19 protein-coding genes are annotated in these 17,436 nt (G+C 68.1%); 5 read left to right on the forward strand and 14 right to left on the reverse strand.

Annotation, left to right across the window (positions count from 1 at the left end; genetic code table 11):
* Both FE263_RS15500 and FE263_RS15505 read left to right on the forward strand, forming a co-directional pair.
* Entirely contained in the window at positions 1–1,329 is a 1,329-nt protein-coding gene (locus FE263_RS15500; RefSeq protein WP_138326926.1) for an NtaA/DmoA family FMN-dependent monooxygenase, read from the forward strand.
* Positions 1,330–1,393: 64 nt separating this feature from the next.
* Entirely contained in the window at positions 1,394–2,062 is a 669-nt protein-coding gene (locus tag FE263_RS15505) for a class I SAM-dependent methyltransferase (RefSeq protein ID WP_138326927.1), read from the forward strand.
* Here FE263_RS15505 and FE263_RS15510 read toward each other — a convergent pair whose 3' ends face one another.
* The 5 genes from FE263_RS15510 to pspA form a co-directional block, all read right to left on the reverse strand.
* Complete coding sequence (locus tag FE263_RS15510) at positions 2,063–2,677, reverse strand: hypothetical protein (protein WP_138326928.1); 615 nt, start codon at positions 2,675–2,677, stop codon at positions 2,063–2,065.
* Between the two features lie 63 nt (positions 2,678–2,740).
* Positions 2,741–3,868 (reverse strand): GIN domain-containing protein, encoded by a 1,128-nt coding sequence (locus FE263_RS15515; protein ID WP_138326929.1) that lies wholly within the window; start codon positions 3,866–3,868, stop codon positions 2,741–2,743.
* 9 nt (positions 3,869–3,877) lie between these two features.
* On the reverse strand, positions 3,878–4,273 hold the full coding sequence (locus FE263_RS15520; RefSeq protein ID WP_138326930.1) for a PspC domain-containing protein: 396 nt from the start codon (positions 4,271–4,273) through the stop codon (positions 3,878–3,880).
* A gap of 10 nt (positions 4,274–4,283) precedes the next feature.
* On the reverse strand, positions 4,284–4,526 hold the full coding sequence (gene pspB / locus FE263_RS15525) for an envelope stress response membrane protein PspB (protein ID WP_138326931.1): 243 nt from the start codon (positions 4,524–4,526) through the stop codon (positions 4,284–4,286).
* A gap of 57 nt (positions 4,527–4,583) precedes the next feature.
* The gene (pspA, locus tag FE263_RS15530; protein WP_138326932.1) at positions 4,584–5,264 is read right to left on the reverse strand and encodes a phage shock protein PspA; all 681 of its coding nucleotides are present in this window, start codon (positions 5,262–5,264) and stop codon (positions 4,584–4,586) included.
* A gap of 181 nt (positions 5,265–5,445) precedes the next feature.
* Between pspA and pspF the strand changes: the two genes are divergently transcribed.
* Genes pspF through FE263_RS15545 form a run of 3 tightly spaced genes read left to right on the forward strand, consistent with a single transcriptional unit; the run spans position 5,446 to position 7,320 of the window.
* Entirely contained in the window at positions 5,446–6,546 is a 1,101-nt protein-coding gene (gene pspF / locus FE263_RS15535) for a phage shock protein operon transcriptional activator (protein WP_138326933.1), read from the forward strand.
* Positions 6,547–6,577: 31 nt separating this feature from the next.
* Positions 6,578–6,928 (forward strand): helix-turn-helix domain-containing protein, encoded by a 351-nt coding sequence (locus FE263_RS15540; RefSeq protein ID WP_138326934.1) that lies wholly within the window; start codon positions 6,578–6,580, stop codon positions 6,926–6,928.
* Positions 6,925–7,320, forward strand: a complete 396-nt coding sequence (locus FE263_RS15545) for a type II toxin-antitoxin system VapC family toxin (RefSeq protein ID WP_138326935.1) — start codon at positions 6,925–6,927, stop codon at positions 7,318–7,320. Before FE263_RS15540 ends, FE263_RS15545 begins: the two co-directional genes overlap by 4 nt.
* A 15-nt stretch (positions 7,321–7,335) precedes the next feature.
* On the opposite strand, the gene FE263_RS15550 is transcribed toward FE263_RS15545, so the two are convergent.
* From FE263_RS15550 to FE263_RS15590, 9 genes are all read right to left on the reverse strand, one after another.
* Positions 7,336–7,971, reverse strand: coding sequence for a LolA family protein (locus tag FE263_RS15550; protein ID WP_138326936.1), 636 nt, complete (start codon positions 7,969–7,971; stop codon positions 7,336–7,338).
* A gap of 1 nt (position 7,972) precedes the next feature.
* Complete coding sequence (locus tag FE263_RS15555; protein ID WP_205880401.1) at positions 7,973–9,148, reverse strand: pyridoxal phosphate-dependent aminotransferase; 1,176 nt, start codon at positions 9,146–9,148, stop codon at positions 7,973–7,975.
* 18 nt (positions 9,149–9,166) lie between these two features.
* Positions 9,167–10,759 (reverse strand): bifunctional phosphoribosylaminoimidazolecarboxamide formyltransferase/IMP cyclohydrolase, encoded by a 1,593-nt coding sequence (gene purH, locus FE263_RS15560; protein WP_138326938.1) that lies wholly within the window; start codon positions 10,757–10,759, stop codon positions 9,167–9,169.
* A 70-nt stretch (positions 10,760–10,829) separates the two neighbouring features.
* The gene (locus tag FE263_RS15565; protein WP_171034130.1) at positions 10,830–13,139 is read right to left on the reverse strand and encodes a TonB-dependent receptor; all 2,310 of its coding nucleotides are present in this window, start codon (positions 13,137–13,139) and stop codon (positions 10,830–10,832) included.
* Between the two features lie 138 nt (positions 13,140–13,277).
* Positions 13,278–15,128 (reverse strand): phosphoenolpyruvate--protein phosphotransferase, encoded by a 1,851-nt coding sequence (gene ptsP, locus FE263_RS15570; RefSeq protein ID WP_138326940.1) that lies wholly within the window; start codon positions 15,126–15,128, stop codon positions 13,278–13,280.
* Positions 15,115–15,429 carry an HPr family phosphocarrier protein gene (locus FE263_RS15575; RefSeq protein WP_138326941.1) on the reverse strand — a complete coding sequence of 105 codons (315 nt, stop codon included), beginning with the start codon at positions 15,427–15,429 and terminating at the stop codon, positions 15,115–15,117. The genes ptsP and FE263_RS15575 overlap by 14 nt, the downstream gene beginning before the upstream one ends.
* Before the next feature lie 8 nt (positions 15,430–15,437).
* Entirely contained in the window at positions 15,438–15,914 is a 477-nt protein-coding gene (locus tag FE263_RS15580; RefSeq protein ID WP_138326942.1) for a PTS sugar transporter subunit IIA, read from the reverse strand.
* Complete coding sequence (gene rapZ / locus FE263_RS15585) at positions 15,911–16,876, reverse strand: RNase adapter RapZ (RefSeq protein ID WP_138326943.1); 966 nt, start codon at positions 16,874–16,876, stop codon at positions 15,911–15,913. Before rapZ ends, FE263_RS15580 begins: the two co-directional genes overlap by 4 nt.
* Entirely contained in the window at positions 16,873–17,319 is a 447-nt protein-coding gene (locus tag FE263_RS15590; RefSeq protein WP_138326944.1) for an HPr kinase/phosphorylase, read from the reverse strand. The genes rapZ and FE263_RS15590 overlap by 4 nt, the downstream gene beginning before the upstream one ends.
* Positions 17,320–17,436: the final 117 nt, after the last annotated feature.

Raw genomic sequence — 17,436 nt, forward strand, 5'->3', positions numbered from 1 at the left:
ATGAGCAAGCGGCAACTGAAGCTGGGGCTGGTGCCGACCGGGGTAGGCGGCCCCGGAACGCATCTCCGGTGGCTCGATCCCGAGATCCCCACCAATGCCAGCGTCGATGTCGACTGGTATATCGACATCGTGCGGCAGGCCGAGGCCGCGAAGTTCGACCTGGTGTTCATCGTCGACAGCCAGTTCATCACGCCGGACTCGCCACCGCATTATCTCAACCGGCTCGAACCGCTCACCCTGCTGTCGGCCCTGGCGGTGGCCACGAAGCGTATCGGCCTCGTCGGCACGCTCACGACGTCCTACAACGCGCCGTACAACCTGGCCCGGCGCCTTGCCTCGCTCGACCTGATCAGCCGCGGACGGGCGGGCTGGAACGTCGTTACCAGCGGCGATGCCGGGACCGCCGGCAACTACAGCAGGAAGGAGCATTTCAGCTACGACGACCGCTATGCGCGGGCGCTCGAGGCGGTCGGCGTGGTGCGCGGCCTGTGGTCCTCCTACGAGGAGGACGCCTTCGTCGCCGATCGCGAGACCGGCATGTTCCTGGACAAGACCAGGCTGCACCGGCTCGATCACCAGGGCGATTTCTTCTCGGTCGTCGGGCCGCTGAACATCCAGCGCTCGCCACAGGGAGAACCCGTCATCTTCCAGGCCGGCGATTCGGAGCAGGGCCGCGATCTCGGTGCGACCATCGCGGACGCGATCTTCACGCATGCGCCGACTATGGAGCAGGGGCAGGCGTTCTACTCCGACATCAAGGAGCGGGCGCGGCAGCGCGGGCGCGACCCCGACCGGATCCTGGTTCTTCCGGGGGTCAGCATCTTCGTCGGCGATACCGACGAGCAGGCACGGGAGATCGAGCGCGACTACAACCTGCGCGACCAGGGCTTCGACCAGGCGCTGGCGGAGTTCGGGCGTTCGTTCGGCTGGCATGATTTCCGGCAATACGACCTCGACGCCGCATTCCCGCAGGAGGCGCTCGAGTTCGCCCGAAGCAGCTTCTACACCAACGCGAAGAAGATCGCGGACCGGGCGCGGGAGCACGAGCTGACCTTGCGGCAGACCGTCGAAGTGGTCAGCAGGCCGCAACCGGGTCCGTTCTGCGGATCGCCGGCGACGGTCGCGGCGGAGATCATCCGGTGGTTCGAGGGACGGGCGCTGGACGGTCTGAACGTGCATCTGGGTCATCCGGCGCAGTTCCGGCGCTTCCTGCGCGAGGTGCTGCCGATCCTGCGGGAGGCGGGCGTCTTCAGGAGCGAGTACGAGGGCGAGACGCTGCGCGCGAACCTGGGCCTGCCGATACCGGCGAACCCGCGTCGATCGACCTGACCAGCTTGCCTCGGCGCGACGAAGACCTCTAAGAGCTTGTCGGCAGGCCGCCTGCATTCGTTCGATGAAGCGGTTGCAGTACAGGCAGTCCGTGGATCGCAACGCCCGCTTCATCGCCGACCACACGATCGTCGCCACCGCGCCGCTGGTGCCGGAGATCAGGCTGCATCTCGCCACCGAGATCACGCCGATCTGGCAGGCCTCCGAGGACTGGCTGGCCGAGCATGATGTCGAACCGCCATTCTGGGCCTTCGCCTGGCCTGGCGGTCAGGCAATCGCGCGGCACGTGCTGGACAACCCCTCGCTGGTCGCCGGTCGCCGGGTGCTGGATTTCGCCGCCGGTGGCGGGATCGCGGCGATCGCCTGCCTGATGGCGGGGGCGGCCAGCGTCGAGGCGGCCGAGATCGACCGGCTGGCGGTCGCCGCGATCCTCGCCAATGCCGCGCTGAATGGGGTGGACCTCCCCGCCGCGGTGCTCGACGTAGTGGACGCACCGGTGCGCTGGGACCTGATCCTGTGCGGAGACGTCTGCTACGAGGCGCCGATGACCCGCCACATCCTGCCCTGGCTGCAGCGCTGCGCCGCCACCGCGGAAGTGCTGGTGGCCGATCCGGGACGCGCCTACCTGCCGGCTACCGGTCTGCAGGCCGTCGCCCATTTCGACGTCCCGACCTCGCTTGAACTGGAGGACCGCATCATGCGGCCGACCACTCTCTACAGGTTGCTCGCCTGATCAGATGAACAGGTCGGGGCGCTGCTCCATCTCGCGGCCGCAGGCGATCACCTGCGCCGCCAGCAGCATCGACAGCCCGACGATGACCGCCGCGACCTCGTCGGCGCGGAACCAGTCGCCGCCCGGAAACAGGCCGGCGCCGTTCAGCAGCCGGTCGACCAGGAACGGTGCGGCGGCATAGGCGAGCAGCCAAAGGCCGGCGCGACTGATCTGGCTGATGTTGTCCGGCTCGAACACGATCCCGGCGGCATAGAGCCGGAACAGGCCGCGCAGATGCCCGAGCGCCATCAGCGCCGGCATCGAAAGCAGCACCAGTCCGGTCGCCAGCAGGTCGCGCTGCATCGGCAGCAGGGCACCGAGCGGCAGCGTGCCCGGCATCCGGCAGGCCCGCTCGCCCACGCACAGTCCGGTCGGCGACAGGCTCACCAGGTTGCCGTCATAGAGCAGGGCGGCCCCGACCAGCATGACCAGCGCAAAGCCCAGGATGGTCAGCAGCAGCGAAAGGCCGGCGGCGAGCAGGCTGGCCCGCGTGCGGACGGCGCCATGCAGGCGAGGCATCGGCGGCAGCCGCGCCGCACGAGGCTGGCGCGACGGGAATACAACGATATCGGCCATGAATGGTCACCATCGGGGTCGGGCGGTCGGGCGCGCACAAATCTGGAGACAGAATAACGCGGATCAACCACCGGATGTTGAGCGTTCGAGGCGGCCCCTGACATGCGGAAGGGTGATGGTCGAATCCGCGCCGGACTGCACCGAGGCATCGCCCACCTCGGCAGTCACCGACAGGTCACCGGATCTCTGCATCGCCGCCGCGAGGTGTGCGACGTGGCCAGCCGTGATCGCGATGTCGCCCGAACCCGCGCTGCTGATATCGACGTCGCGAGCTTCGGCCTGGGCGATGGCAACGTCCCCGGAGCCGGTCGCCTGGATGTCGGCCGACCCGTCGAGATGGGCAATCGTCACGTCGCCGCTGCCGCGCATGACCAGCGACAGGCCGCCGATCCTCGCCTCGGGTCCGACACTCAGGTCGCCTTTGCCTTCCAGCTCGAGATCGGCGTGGCCGATGCTCCCGGACCTGATGCTGGTGTCGCCGCCGCCACGCTGCACCAGGTGCAGGTTCTGCTGCAGGCGTCCCACGACGAGATCGCCACCACCGCTCCTGTCCGCCTCCAGGCCACCCGCCGCGTCGATCACCACGTCGCCACCGCCACGCTGGATCAGCCGGACAGGACCGGTGAAGGCGCCGGTGCGCAAGCTGGTGCCGCCCGTAAGCGTGACGGTCAGCGCGGTATCCGGAGCGGCCTGCACCACCAGGTCGGCACCGCGGTGACGACAGCCACCGCCGAGTGCGACCTCGCCGCCGCCTCGTACGTCATCCCCATGCAACTCCAGTCCAGCCGCCTGCGCCGAGCCGCCATCGAGCAGCGAGACATAGATGCGTCGGCCGAGATCGGCTCCGGGCACCACGGCGATGCTGCCGGCACAGGGCAGGCTGATGGCGAGGCTGGTGCCGGTGGCGGCCAGCGCCATCCCGTCGCGGCGACCCTCGGGAAGGGCGGCGCCCTCCCTCACCCAGCTGGCCACGGCCACGGAGGCAGCCTGCCGAAGCGCTGTCTCGACATTCTCGGCCTGATCGCCGGTCAAGAACCCGGACAGGATCGAGCCGAGATGGCTCGCGTCGGGATTGGCACGCCCGGACACCAGGACGATCGGCAGCACGACGATGCCGGTCAGCAGCCCGATCGCGCGCCGGCGGCGCATGCGAATGTCGGCGGCGCGGGTCGGATCGGTGATCGGAAACATGACCGCCGCCTACTCGCCCATGTGGCGGAAATCGCGATGCAGCTCGAAATCCTTCGAGGTCACGAAGGCCTCGATCTGCTTCAGGCGTGGCTCGATGCGCTCGAAGCGGTGCGCGAGCAGGGCGAGGTTGGACCCGGAGGGCAGCGGCGACGGGGCGGGGCGACCGTTGCCCGTCATGCCCACGTAGGAACGCTCCTGGGCCGGAGCGCGCCCGTTGCGGGCCGGACGCCGCCGCATCAGCAGCGACAGCGCCAGGTAGGCGAGCCCGGTCGGCAGCACCAGGAACACGATTGCGACCAGCCGCAGCAGCGGCAACGGGAGGTCGAGATCCTCGGCGAGCCCGGAACAGACGCCGCTGAACATCGCGCCGCGATCCTGCCGCCAGACCCGGAAATCCTGGTTCATCGGGCCATCCTCACAGCGACATGCGGCTGCGCCATCCGGCCAGCTCGGAATCCAGGATGCGTTCGAGGTTCTCGATGCGCTGCTCCATGCGCCGGGCGGTCTCGCCCATGTCGGCCAGCACCCGCTGCTCCTCCTGGCTGAGCCCCTGCAGGTTCATCTCCCGCATCCGACGCTCGTGCTTCATCCGGATGATGAAGAACACCAGGGCGAAGGGGGCGATCACCGCGATCAGGCCGGTGAGGTTCTCGATCATGGATTGTCCCGGTTCAGGATGGTCGGTTCGCCTCGGCGGTTTCCCGGTCGCACGCGGTCAGGAGCCGGCGGGGGGCGAGGCGCGACGCTGCAGCCTGGCTCGCAGGGCATCAAGCTCGCTCTCGACCTTCTCGTCGGTTTCCAGCCCGGCCAGCTCGTCCTCGAGCGAGCGTCGGCCGAGATCGTAGGACTCCACCCGTCCTTCGAGCACGTCCAGATTGCGCTCGACCTGCTCGAAACGCGAAAAGGCGTCGCCGATGCGCTCGTCGTACAGCGTCTCGCGCAACTTGACCCGCGACGAGGCGAGGCCGTGCCGGGACACCAGCGCCTGCTCGCGCGACTTGGCGTCCGCCAGCTTGGCCTGCAGCTTGGCGATGTCCTCGTTCTGCTGCGCCAGGCCGGCGGCGATCTGCTGCCGCTGCAGGTCCAGCGTCTCGCGGGTCTTGGCGACATGGGCGCGGGCCTGCAGGGCGCCGCGGGCGAGGTCCTCGCGGTCGCGCGAGAGGGCCAGCTCGGCCTTGCGCTGCCATTCGGCTTCGTCACGGGCCAGCATGTCCAGCCGCCGCTCGATCTCGCGACGCTCGGCGATGGTCTGCACCGCCGAGGATCGCACCTCGACCAGCGTGTCCTCCATCTCCTGGATGATCAGCCGGATGATCTTCCTAGGATCCTCCGCATTCGCGACCAGCGCATTGAGGTTGGAGTTCACGATATCCGTCAACCGGGAGAAGATACTCATCCTGTGTGTCCTGCCATCGCGCTGCGACTGATGTCGTGCCGTCTTCTCAGCATGACGCGTGCCATCTCCGGGGTGATCCGCCAACACCCTGGCACCGTTGGCTTATTCGGTTCCTGCTTGCCTCCGGGTGCGGGCAACACGAGAGTGGGGAGCTGCACCCCTTGGCACGGAGATCCAACACTTGGCGCGATCGGCCACGCCCTCGGAGGACAATGCGACACCGCTCGGCGAGGCGCCGCTGTTCCGCGACATGCTCGAACATGTCTCGCAGGCGGCGCCGCTGAAAAGGCCGGTGCTGGTGATCGGCGAGCGTGGCACCGGCAAGGAACTGGTGGCAAGCCGCCTCGCCTTCCTGTCGCCACGCTGGGACCGGCCGTTCATCAAGCTGAACTGTGCGGCGCTCGACGATGCGCTGCTCGATAGCGAGCTGTTCGGTCACGAGGCCGGCGCCTTCACGGGTGCGGCACGGCGCCGGCCCGGCCGGTTCGAGCTGGCCGATGGCGGCACCTTGTTTCTCGACGAGATCGCCACCGCCTCGGCGTCGGTGCAGGAGAAGCTGCTGCGGGTGATCGAGTACGGCAGCTTCGAGCGTGTCGGCGGCAACGAGACGCAGCGTGTCGATGTGCGTGTGGTGGCGGCGACCCATGCCGACCTGCCGGCGCTGGCGCGACTGGGCAAGTTCCGCGCGGACCTGCTCGACAGGTTGGCCTTCGACGTCATCGCGGTGCCGGCGCTGCGTGACCGGCCGGAGGATATCCCGCTGCTGGCCGGGCATTTCGCGATCCGCATGACGCGCGAGCTGGGCCGGGAGATGTTCGCGGGGTTCGGCCAGGACGCGATGGCGGTACTGCGCCGGCATGACTGGCCCGGGAACGTGCGCGAGCTGCGCAACGTGGTAGAGCGCAGCGTCTACCGGATGAGCAACCCGGCGCGTCCGTTGACGCAGATCGTGATCGACCCGTTTCCGAGCCTGCCGGGCGCCGCCGCGAGTACTCCCATCCCGCCGGTCCCGGTCCTCGCCGCTCCAACTGCAACCGTCCCCGATCCGACGATCCCCACGGAGGGCGACTTCCTGACCAGGACACGCGCCTTCGAGGCGATGCTGCTCAAGCAGGCGCTGGAAGCCGCCCGCTTCAACCAGCGCACCGCCTCGCGCGCCCTGGGCCTGACCTACTACCAGTTCCGCCACCACCTGAAGACGCACGGCCTGCTCAACCGTGGCGGCGAGGAGACCGAGGATACCAAAGGGGAAGAGACCGCCCAGTCTGCTAAAGCTTCTTGATCAATAACGATCATGGGGATAGTATTTGATCATGGATGTCAGCCCTGACCAGATCCGCGCCGCTCGCGCCCTGCTGCGTCTTGAGCAGAGCGAACTGGCGCGACGGGCGCATGTCTCCGTCGTGACGATAAGGCGGCTCGAAGCAGCCGATGGCCTGGAACGCGTCGCCCCCCCGACCTTGCATGGCGTACGCGAGGCCCTTGAGCAGGCAGGCGTGGAGTTCATCCCGGACGGGCTACGGCGACGGCCCGTCATGCGCCCGGACGCCCAGACTTTGTTCGAGGACCTGCGGGCAATCAGTCTGCGCAGTGCCGCACGGCTGCAGGACCAGGAGGTATCGACCGCCGCCGACCTCTACGACGAGGACGGGCTGCCAGCGTGATCGTCCTCGACAGTTCGGCGTTGATCGCCATCTTGCGTCGCGAGCCGGAGGCTGATGGTTTCCTCCGGATCGTCGCATCGACCAATGGCTGCCTGTTGTCCTCGGTAAGCCTGCTCGAAACCAGCATGGTGCTGGCTGGCAGGACCGGCCATGCCGATCGCTGGTTGGAGCTCGACGACTTCGTCGACCGCGCGGGCATCGAGGTTGTTGCCCAGGATGCCGGGCTTGCAGATACGGCGCGGCGCGCCTTCCTGCATTATGGCAAGGGCCGACACCCGGCTGCCTTCAATCTTGGCGACTGCGCATCGTACGCTTTGGCTAGGGAGCGCAATCTTCCAATCCTGTTCAAGGGCAACGATTTCGCCCAGACCGATCTCGCCGCAGCAACTTGATCCGGATCTGACCGGCTACTGCGCCTGTTCGCCAATTTTGGTGTCGAACAGGCTCTGCGGCAGGGGCTGGCCGAGGGCGATGTCGTAGAGGTCCACGCGGGTCTCGCGGCCCTGCGCGTCCAGCACGCTCCACGAGCGCAGCCCGAGTGGCTGGTCGGAGAAGATCAGCGTCAGGCTGCCGTCCGCCGGGGTCGCAGTACGCACCAGGGTGATCTGCAGCTGGCCGTCGGCATGGTGAAAGGCGGTGACGGTGACATCGCCGGAAAGCGCGAGGTTGGCGCGCAGCAGCAGCCCGACCGGGGTCTTGTCGAGCGGGAGTTCGGTGGTCTGCTTCAGCTCGCTGTCGTTGAACACCAGCTTGCCGCCGCCCGCCACCAGCAGCAACGGGCTCGGCTTTGCATACTCGAACCGCATGCGACCCGGACGGTCGAGCCAGGCGGTACCCTGGGTGGTGTGGCCGTCCGGCGCGATCTGCAGGAAGCGCGCCTTCAGGGTGGTGATCGAGCCAAGCGAGTCCTGCACGCGCTGCACCCAGCCACGATCGGCGGGGGTCAGGCTGGCGGCGACCGGGGCCTGCGCGTGTGCCAGGACCGGTTGCGCCAGGCCCAGCATGAGGGCGGGCAGCAGCATGCGCAGCGTGAGCCGGGCCATCTCAGCGACCCCCTGGCCGGTCCAGATGATGGGCAATGCGCTCGCAGGCGGCCTCCAGGCGGTCCTCGGCCACCGCGAAGCAGAGCCGCATGCAGCCCTCGCCGGCCTCTCCGAACGCCCGTCCCGGCGCCAGCCCGACATGCGCGCCGTGCAGCAGCGAGCGCGCCAGCGCCAGGCTGTCGGTGCAGCCTTCCACCGCGAAGAACGAGTACATGGCGCCACCCGGCACCGGTATCGAGACGCCGGGAATGGCGCCAAGGCGTGCGCAGGCGAGGTCGCGCATGGCGCGGTAGCGGGACATCGTCCCGGCAATGAACGGCTCGCCCTGCTGCAGCGCCGCGATGCCGGCGAGCTGGACGAAGGGCGGCGTGCAGGAGGTGTTGAATTCGCTGATCTTGCCCAGCGCCGTCATCAAGGTCGCCGGCGCGTTGATCCAGCCCAGCCGCCAGCCGGTCATCGCCCAGCTCTTGGAAAACGAGTTGATCGAGACCAGCCGGTCGTCGGCCTCCGCGATGTCGAGGAAGGTCGGCGCCGCCCGGCCGTCGAACACCACGCGCTCGTAGACGTCGTCGGCCAGGATCCAGATCCCGAGCCGGCGGCAGTGTGCCAGCAGCACCTCCTGGTCGGCGCGCGACAGCATCCAGCCGGTCGGGTTGGCCGGTGCGTTCAGCATCACCATCCGGGTGCCGGGGGTAAGGGCTGCCAGCAGCTCCTCGAGATCGATGGTCCAGGCGGCGTCCTGCAGGCGCAGCTTCACCGTCGCCACTTTTGCGCCGAGCACCCGCGGGATGCCGCCGAGGTTGGGCCAGAATGGCTCCGGCAGCACCACGCGGTCACCGGGATCGAGCAGCGCCTGACAAGCCAGCATGATCGCGTTCACGCCCGACGCGGTGACGCACACGCCGTCGAACCGCGCCTTGCGGCCCAGGCCGGCCTGGTAGGTCGTGATCGCCGCGCGCAGCTCGTCGATGCCGAAGTTCGAGTTGTAGAAGGTGCGGCCGGCATCCAGGCCCTGCTTCGCGGCCTCGCGGATGAAATCGGGCGTCACCACGTCCGGCTCGCCGAACCAGAGCGGGATGACGTCCGGCACGCCGGCACTTTCGGCGAAGATGGTCCGGATGAGCGAGCCGTCGAGCCCCTCCATCGCGGCGCGGGCGACCGCGGGATAGGGCATCATCTGATCCATCATGGATGCCTAATGCCGGAAATGGCGCATGCCTGTGAACACCATTGCAAGGCCGGCGCGATCGGCGGCGGCGATCACCTCGGCATCGCGCACCGAACCTCCCGGCTGGATCACTGCCGTCGCCCCCGCGGCGACGACCGCCTCGAGGCCGTCGGCGAACGGGAAGAACGCATCCGACGCCACCACGCTGCCCTTCGCCAGCGGCTCGGGGAGGCCCGCCGCCTGCGCCGCCTCCGCACTCTTCAGCGCCGCGATGCGCGCTGAGTCCACGCGGCTCATCTGCCCGGCGCCGATGCCGACTGCAGCGCCGTCCTTCGCGTAGATGATGGCGTTGGACTTGACGTGCTTGCAGACCCGGAACGCAAAGACGAGATCGTCGAGCTCCCGGGGGCTCGGGGCGCGCTGCGTCACCACCCGGAGCATGTCGCGGTCGATGCGGCCGCTGTCGCGGTTCTGCACCAGGAAGCCGCCGGCCAGCGAGCGGAACAGCAGGCCGTCCGCCGTCGGGTCCGGCAGGGTGCCGGTCAGCAGCAGGCGCAGGTTCTTCTTCTTCGCAAGCAGCGCGCAGGCCGCCTCGGTGGCGTCGGGAGCCACGATCACCTCGGTGAAGATCGCGCCGATGCGCGCCGCCGTGCCCTCGTCGAGCGTGCGGTTCAGCGCCACCACACCGCCGAAGGCCGAGACCGGGTCGCAGCGCAGCGCGCCCTGCCACGCCGCTTCAAGCGTATCCGCCGACGCCAGGCCGCATGGGTTGGCGTGCTTGACGATGACGACGGTGGGACGTTCGAACTCGCAGGCGGCCTCGAAGGCGGCGTCGGTGTCGTTGAGGTTGTTGTAGGAGAGCGACTTGCCCTGCACCTGCCGGGCGGTCGCGATCCCGGGGCGGCCGCTGCCGTCATGGTAGAAGGCCGCCTGCTGGTGCGGATTCTCGCCATAGCGCAGCACCTCCGCGCGGGTGCCGGACAGGGTGATGCGCGGTGGGAAGGCTTCCCCACGCTGCCCCGCGAACCAGCTGGCAATGGCGGCGTCGTACGCGGCGGTGCGCGCATAGGCAGCGCCGGCCCAGGCCCTGCGGTCGGCGAGGCTGGTGCCGCCGGACGACGCAAGCGCGTCGATAACCGCCTGGTATTGCGCCGGCTCGGTCAGGATCGCGACATCGACATGGTTCTTGGCAGCAGCCCGGATCAGCGCCGGCCCGCCGATATCGATGTTCTCGATGCAATCCTCGGCGGCAGCGCCGGCCGCCACCGTCGCCTCGAACGGGTAGAGATTGACGCACACGAGGTCGATCGGCGCGATTCCGTGCTCCGCCATCTGCGCCCGGTGCTCCGGCAGGTCGCGCCGGGCGAGGATGCCGCCATGGATCTGCGGCACCAGGGTCTTGACCCGGCCGTCCAGGATTTCCGGAAAGCCGGTGTGCTCGCTGACTTCCACTACCGGCACTCCGGCCTCACGCAGGGTGCGGGCGGAGCCGCCGGTCGAGAGCAGCTCGGCGCCATGCCGAACAAGCGCCTCGCCGAGCGCCAGCAGCCCGGTCTTGTCCGAGACCGAGATCAGCGCCCGGCGGATCGGCACGATGTCGGCCGGGGAGGGATCGGTCATGCGGGCGGCCTTCCAAGGAACGGGAATGCCGCCATCTATCCCGCGCCGCCCGGCCGCACAAATGCCAGGCTCAGAACCCTGCCGTGACCGATCCGAAGAACTGCCTCGGGGCGCCGACCAGGAAGGACTGGTAGTCGCCCGAGAACGGGTTGCCGTTCTCGCCCATGGTCGCGATGTATTTGTGGTTGAGCAGGTTGTAGACGTTGAACGAGAAGCTGACTGCCTTCAACGGGCCGTGGTCGCCGAGCGTGTAGCGGGCGCCGAGATTGGCGATGAAGTAGTTCGGCACCGAGGTGTCGTTCAGGTAGCTCAGATAGCGGTGCGACAGGTAGTTGCCGTCGATATGGGCGTTGTACGGCCCGTCGGTCCAGTCGAGGCTGGTCTTGTACATCAGCGACGGGTAGTTCGGGATCACCTTGCCCTTCAGCGGCTCGAGACCGCCGCTGGTGACGATGTCGTTGTCGTAGATCGAGCGGTTGAAGCTGATGCTGTTGTAGAATGCGACGTGCCGGATCGGGAACAGCGTCGCACTCGCCTCGATGCCGTTGCTGGTGACGCCGCCGACATTCTCCACCAGCGTGGTCGGCGCGATCACCGGCCCGGTCGAGATGATCTGCAACCGGTTCTTGAAGTCCACGTGGTAGTACGTCAGCAGGCCGACGAACCGCTTGGTGGTCAGCCGGTAGCCGGCCTCGTACACCCAGTTGGTCTCCGGCTTCAGGTTCTGCTGGATCTGCCTGAAGGCGGCCTCGTTGGCGCTCCACGGCGAGTTGCTGGCGTTGGTGCTGTAGCCGTCCTCCGGATAGCCCCGCATGTTGTGCGAGATGTCCGCATAGATCTCGTTATGCGGCGCGAAACGCCAGTTCATGCCGAACTGCGGCAGGAACGCGTTGTTGGCGTCGAGCGCACCCGAGCCGACCTGGTTGCCACCGTTGTAGGCGGGGTCCTGGGCGGTGACCGTGCTGCCTGTGTGGATCAGCAGCGAGCGGAAGCCGGCCCGCAGCGTCAGGTGGTCGGTGACGCGATAGCTGTCCTGGATGTGCGTCTGCACGGTGTCGGTGTTGAAGACATAGCCCCAGGGTTGCGCGAAAGGGTTGTTCAGCGTCTCGCTGGGATCGAACGTCACCCCCGGCGTCAGCAGCGGCGCTTCCGAGAAGATGCGCGACTGGTCGAACTGGTCGTTCTCGTACCAGATGCCGCCTTCCAGCGTGTTGCGGCCATGCGTCCATTCCAGCGACGACAGGAAGCCGTAGCGCTCGATGCTGTCGTTCATCGACCGCACCGACAGCGGGGCGCCGTTCGGCGACGGCGTATACGGCGTGGTCCAGGTGCTGTAGCCGCTGTCGCCGTGGCCGTAGATCGTGCTCTTCCAGTCGAGTTCCGGAGCGAGCTCGGTCTGGTAGCTGGCATAGCTCAGGAAGTCCTGCCGCTTGGCGGTGCCGGCATAGTAGGAGGCGTCGAGAGGATCGTTGCTCTTGGTCTCGCCGTTGGCGAAGATGCCTTCTGCCGCACGGTACGCCGCCGGATAGTTCGGATAGAAATTATCAAGGTGATAGCCGAGCGTCTGGATGTAGTTCAGGCTCTCGTCCTGGTAGTCGAACTGGTGCGTACGGCTGTAGTCGAAATAGACCTTCACCGTGCCGTATGCGCCGACCGGCTGGACCAGCTTGGCATTGACCTGGTCGCTGTCGTTGCCGCCGCCGCCTTTCCACTTGTCGAGATCGACGCGCGCGTAGGACACGAAGAACTTCGTTCCGGTCGGGTTCAGGTCACCGCTGTCGAGGCGGATGAACTCGCGATAGGTGCTGTTGCTGCCGAAGGTCTGCTCGTAGAGGCCGCCGTACTGGTCCTTCGGATCGGTCGAGGTGTATTGCACCGCGCCGCCGAGATTGCTGGTGGACGCGATATCGAGCGAGCCGGCGCCCTGGCTGACATCGGCGCGCGCCACGTTGTCGGTGGTGATCGCGCGGGTGATGCTGAGGCCGTTGTAGTTGTCGAACTGCTGGTCGCCGAGCGGCACGTCGTCGAGCGTGAAACCGAGCTGCGTCTGCGAGAAGCCGCGTATGTACAGGCTCTCCGACCATTCATAGGCGCCGAAAGGATCGGCGGACTGGAACATCACGCCGGGCAGCTGAGCCAGCACCTTCTCCGGACTGGTGCCCGGTGCCGCCTCGCGCAATGCCTTCGACGTCACCGACGTGAGCTGGCGGGTAGAACCCTGGCCATACACGTTGACCGTCTCTGCGGGAGCCGGCGCGGCCTTCCCCGCCACAGGTTTGGCAGGAACCGGCTGCAACGAAGCCTGGGCGAGGACCGGTGTCGATAGCACCGGCATCAAAAGCGCCGGCGCAAGGATCGCCGGGAACAACGGGGCGCGCATACGCGAGCTTCCTTCAGGCAGGACACAAGGACGATGCGGCATGAGCATGCACCGCGGGTTCCTGTTGTTACTGAAGCTTGCGAAGACTGCCAACGTGTCGCGTCGTGGTTTGCGAAAACTACGACGGTATTGTGTCTTTCATGCCGAAAACTCGTCGACGAGGCGTGCGATCCGCTCCGGATCGACCTCGTCGCTGACACGGCGGGCAAAGCGCCGGCATTCGTCGAGGCTGACCGCCCGCACCGCCTGCTTCACCCGCGGCACCGCTGACGCGTTCATGCTGAAGGAACGCAGCCCGAGGCCCATCAGCAGCGGCACCACGCGCGGATTGCCGGCGATCTCGCCGCACAGCGAGACCGGCCGGCGCAGGCGCAAGGCAGCCGCCGTGGTCTCGGCGATCAATCGGATCACCGCGGGATGAAGCGGGTCATACAGCCGGGCCACCGCGGCAGCGCTGCGATCGACCGCCAGGGTGTACATCGTGAGATCGTTGGTGCCGATGGCGAGAAAATCCGCCTCCAGCGCCAGCGCTTCGGCGCTGATCGCCGCCGCCGGCGTCTCGATCATCACGCCCAGCGGCGGCGGCCGCTCCGGCAGTCGGACACCTTTGCGCCGCAGTCGCTTGAACAGCCGCTCGTAGAGGTCCCGCGCAGTACGCAGCTCGCCCAGCGATGTCACCATCGGCAGCAGGATGCGCGTCGGTCCGGCAACGGAGGCGCGCAGGATGGCGGCGAACTGAGTCTCCAGCACCGTCGGATGCATCAGCAACAGCCGCAGCCCGCGCAGGCCGAGCGCCGGGTTGAGGTCGACCTCGCCGGAAAAGAAGCCGGCATTGCCGAGCGCCTCGCTCTGCTTCTCGCCGCCCCAGTCCAGCACCCGGATGGTGGTGCAGTCCTCGCCCATCGCCTCGATCACCTCGCGATAGACCCGCTCCTGCACGAATTCGTCGGGCAGGGTCTCGGCGTTGATGAACAGGAACTCGGTGCGCAGCAGCCCGATCCCGGCCGCCCCGGACTGCGCGATCAGGGGAAGCTCGGCGGGGATTTCCATGTTGGCCTGCAGCTCGACCCGCTCGCCGCTGGACAGCTCCGCCGGCAGCCGGCGCAGCCGGGCCAGCTTCTGGCGCGTGCGTGCATACGAGGCGACGCCGCGCCGGGCCTCCGCGAGGGTCGCCGGGCGGGCATCGAGCACGATGGTGCCGGTGGTGCCGTCGACCACCGCAAGTGCGCCGGCCCGTGCCGCGGCAGCGACCCCCGCCGCTCCCAGCACCGACGGTATGCCAAGCGCGCGTAGCATGATGGCGGTGTGGTCGGCATCGCCGCCCTCGTCGGTAGCGACGCCGACGATACGTGATGGATCGATCAGCGCGGCGTCGGCCGGCCGCAGCTGCTCGGCGACCAGCACGGTGCCGGGCGGCAGGTTGGCAAACGAGCGATAGGGCGCATTGGTAAGGTTGCGCACCAGCCGGCGGGCGATCTCGCGCACCTCGTCGGCGCGCCGGTTGGCGGCGGCGGCGTCCTCGGTATCGGCCGCGGCGCCGGCGGGCGCCTGCAGCCGGGTGGCCAGCGCCTCGGCCTCGTCCAGAACGGAGGCCTCGGCGCTGGCCAGCTCCTGCTGGATGCGACGACGGGCGCCACGCAGCAGCCGCGATGGCCCGAGCATCTGGCGGTAGGCGTCCAGCAGCGGGGAGATCTCGAGCTGGGTTTCCTCCGGCAGTTGCGACAGCCGGGCGCGCAGCTTGTCGAGCTGCTTGAGCGAACGGGCGACCGCCTCGTTCAGGCGCAGCTGCTCCGCCGGCTCGGCATCGGCCTCGATCCGGCGCGTGATGACCGGGGCGGGCGTTTCGGTTGCCATCGCAACCGGACCGATCGCTATACCCGGATAGATGGCGGTGCCGGTGAAGCTGCGCTCGGACAGGGCCTTCTGCTTGGGCGTGCGGGCAGCCTTTCCGCTACGGGATGCCGTCGCCTTGGCCTCAGTCCTGCTCATTGAAGCCGCACTCGACCAGTGCGGAGAGCGCGTCGAGAGCTTCGCGCGCGTCCCAGCCGTCGGCGATCAGTTCGATCTGGCTGCCGCGTCCGGCGCCGAGCATCATCAGGCCCATGATCGATCGGGCGGCGACGGTCTCGCCCTCCCGGGTTACCTCGATGACGGCGCTGAAACGCTCCGCCGTCGTCACGAACTTGGCCGCGGCTCGAGCATGCAGGCCGCGCTGGTTGACGATGGTGACGACGCGGTGCACCGCCTGGCCTTCGGACCCGCCGGCTGCCGGCTCGCCCTCTTCGGCCACGCTACCGCTCAGCCTGCGACGGGAGCCAGGACCGGCGGCTGCTCCGAGGTCAGCAGGGGATTGCCGCAGCAGGCCGCCCCGCCCAGGCAACTCGACGGCAGGTGCGACGCGGCGGCGATATACTTACGGCCGGCGGTCTCGGCGATGTCGGTGCACTCCTCCAGGGTGCGGCTGGACCGCACCTTGGCGAGCTTCACCAGCATCGGCAGGTTGACGCCGGCGATCACCTCGACGCCACCACGCTCCATCGCCGCGATGGCCAGGTTGGACGGGGTGCTGCCGAACATGTCGGTCAGCAGCATGACGCCGTCACCGGTATCCACCTGATCGATCTGTGCCTGCAATGCCTTGCGGCAGCCGGTGATCTGGTCGTCGGCGCCGATGCTGAGGGTGCCGACCTGCTTCTGTGGCCCGACCACGTGTTCCATGGCCGCGCGCATCATCTCGCCCAGCTCGCCGTGGGTGATCAGGACCATGCCGATCATGGCGTCTTGCCCAACCGGGCCAATTCACGATGCCTCACGATGATCGGCGACCTGACATGACGAAGCGCTGCATCTCGTACCAGTTGACTACTCTCGTTTCCCACCGTGCCGGGCTCGCCCGGAACGGTGCCGACATCGTCGCGATCGCCTTGCAGCAATCGCGCCAGCGCTTCCACCAGAACCACCGACCGATGGCGACCGCCGGAACAGCCAATCGCTACCGTGGCGTATTTTTTCCCCTCGGTAACGAAACGCGGCAACACCATTCGCAACAGGTCATGGATCTTGTCCAGGAACAGCTGATAGTCCGGATCAGTCCATACATAGGCGGCAACCGCATCGTCCAGGCCGGTCAATGATGACAATGTGGTGTCGTAGAACGGGTTACGCAGGAATCTTGCATCGAAGACCATGTCCGCCTCGCGGGGCAGACCTGCGGGAAATGCAAAGGAGATAAGGGACAGGGTCAGGCCCTGCTTGCCTTCCGCCTCGCCGCCGGCATAGCGGGCCTCGACCAGCCGGCGCAGTTCCGGCGGCGGCAGCTCCGAGGTGTCCAGCACCCAGTCCGCCTCGCTGCGCAGCGGTGCTGTCAGCGCGATCTCGGCCGAGATGCCGTCCGAGACCGCGCCGCCGCGCGCCATCGGATGTCGCCGGCGGGTGGCGCTGTAGCGGCGCAGCAGGACCGCCTCCTCGGCGACCGCGAACACCAGTTCGGGACGCAGGCTTGGCTCCGTGCGCAGCAGCGCCAGGGTGGCGAGCAGGTCGGCGGTGTCGAACCCGGTGGTGCGGACGTCGACGCCGATGGCGAGCGGACCGGTACCGCGCCGGATGATGCCCTCGATGGTCGCCAGCGGCGGGTTGTCGACCGCCTCGTGGCCGAGATCCTCCAGGATACGCAGGATCGACGACTTGCCGGCGCCCGACAGCCCGCTGACCAGGACGACGCTGCGCCGCTCGGTCATGCGAAGGCGCCGGTATGCATGCCCGAAGGGTCGCGCAGGCAGGCGAGTGCACGAGCGACGAACAGCGGCGCCGAGGCCACGCGCGGATCGAGTTCGAGCACCGGGAGGTCTGCCGGCAGCGTCACGCCGGGGGTTACGTGCGGGTTGCGGTCCGGCAGGCGCCGTGGCGCTTCGGGCGATAGCACGATGGCCAGGACAAGTTGGGCCGGCGCCTGCCAGGGCTGCCGCAGGATGCCGAGGCCACGCATCTCGACCAGCCCCTCCAGGCCGGGCGCCGGCGCCGCCATGCCAGCCTCGATTACCACGCGATCATCCGCAACCAGCGTGAAGCCACGATCGAGCAGGCGCAGGAGCAGGTCGGACTTGCCGCTGCCCGAAGGGCCGAGCAGCAGGACGGCGGCCCCGCCGAGGGACGCGCAACTGGCGTGCAGTTCTGTTCTCACCGGGCGAGGCTAGCAGACCCGGCGTCCGGACGCCGCATGCGCCGAGAGCGCAGGACAGGATCGCGATCTGGTCCTACCAGCCAGTTAATGATTGCGCTCCCAAAATTGTGATGCAAC

Source organism: Lichenicoccus roseus (genome assembly GCF_005844085.1).
Classification (GTDB): domain Bacteria; phylum Pseudomonadota; class Alphaproteobacteria; order Acetobacterales; family Acetobacteraceae; genus Lichenicoccus; species Lichenicoccus roseus.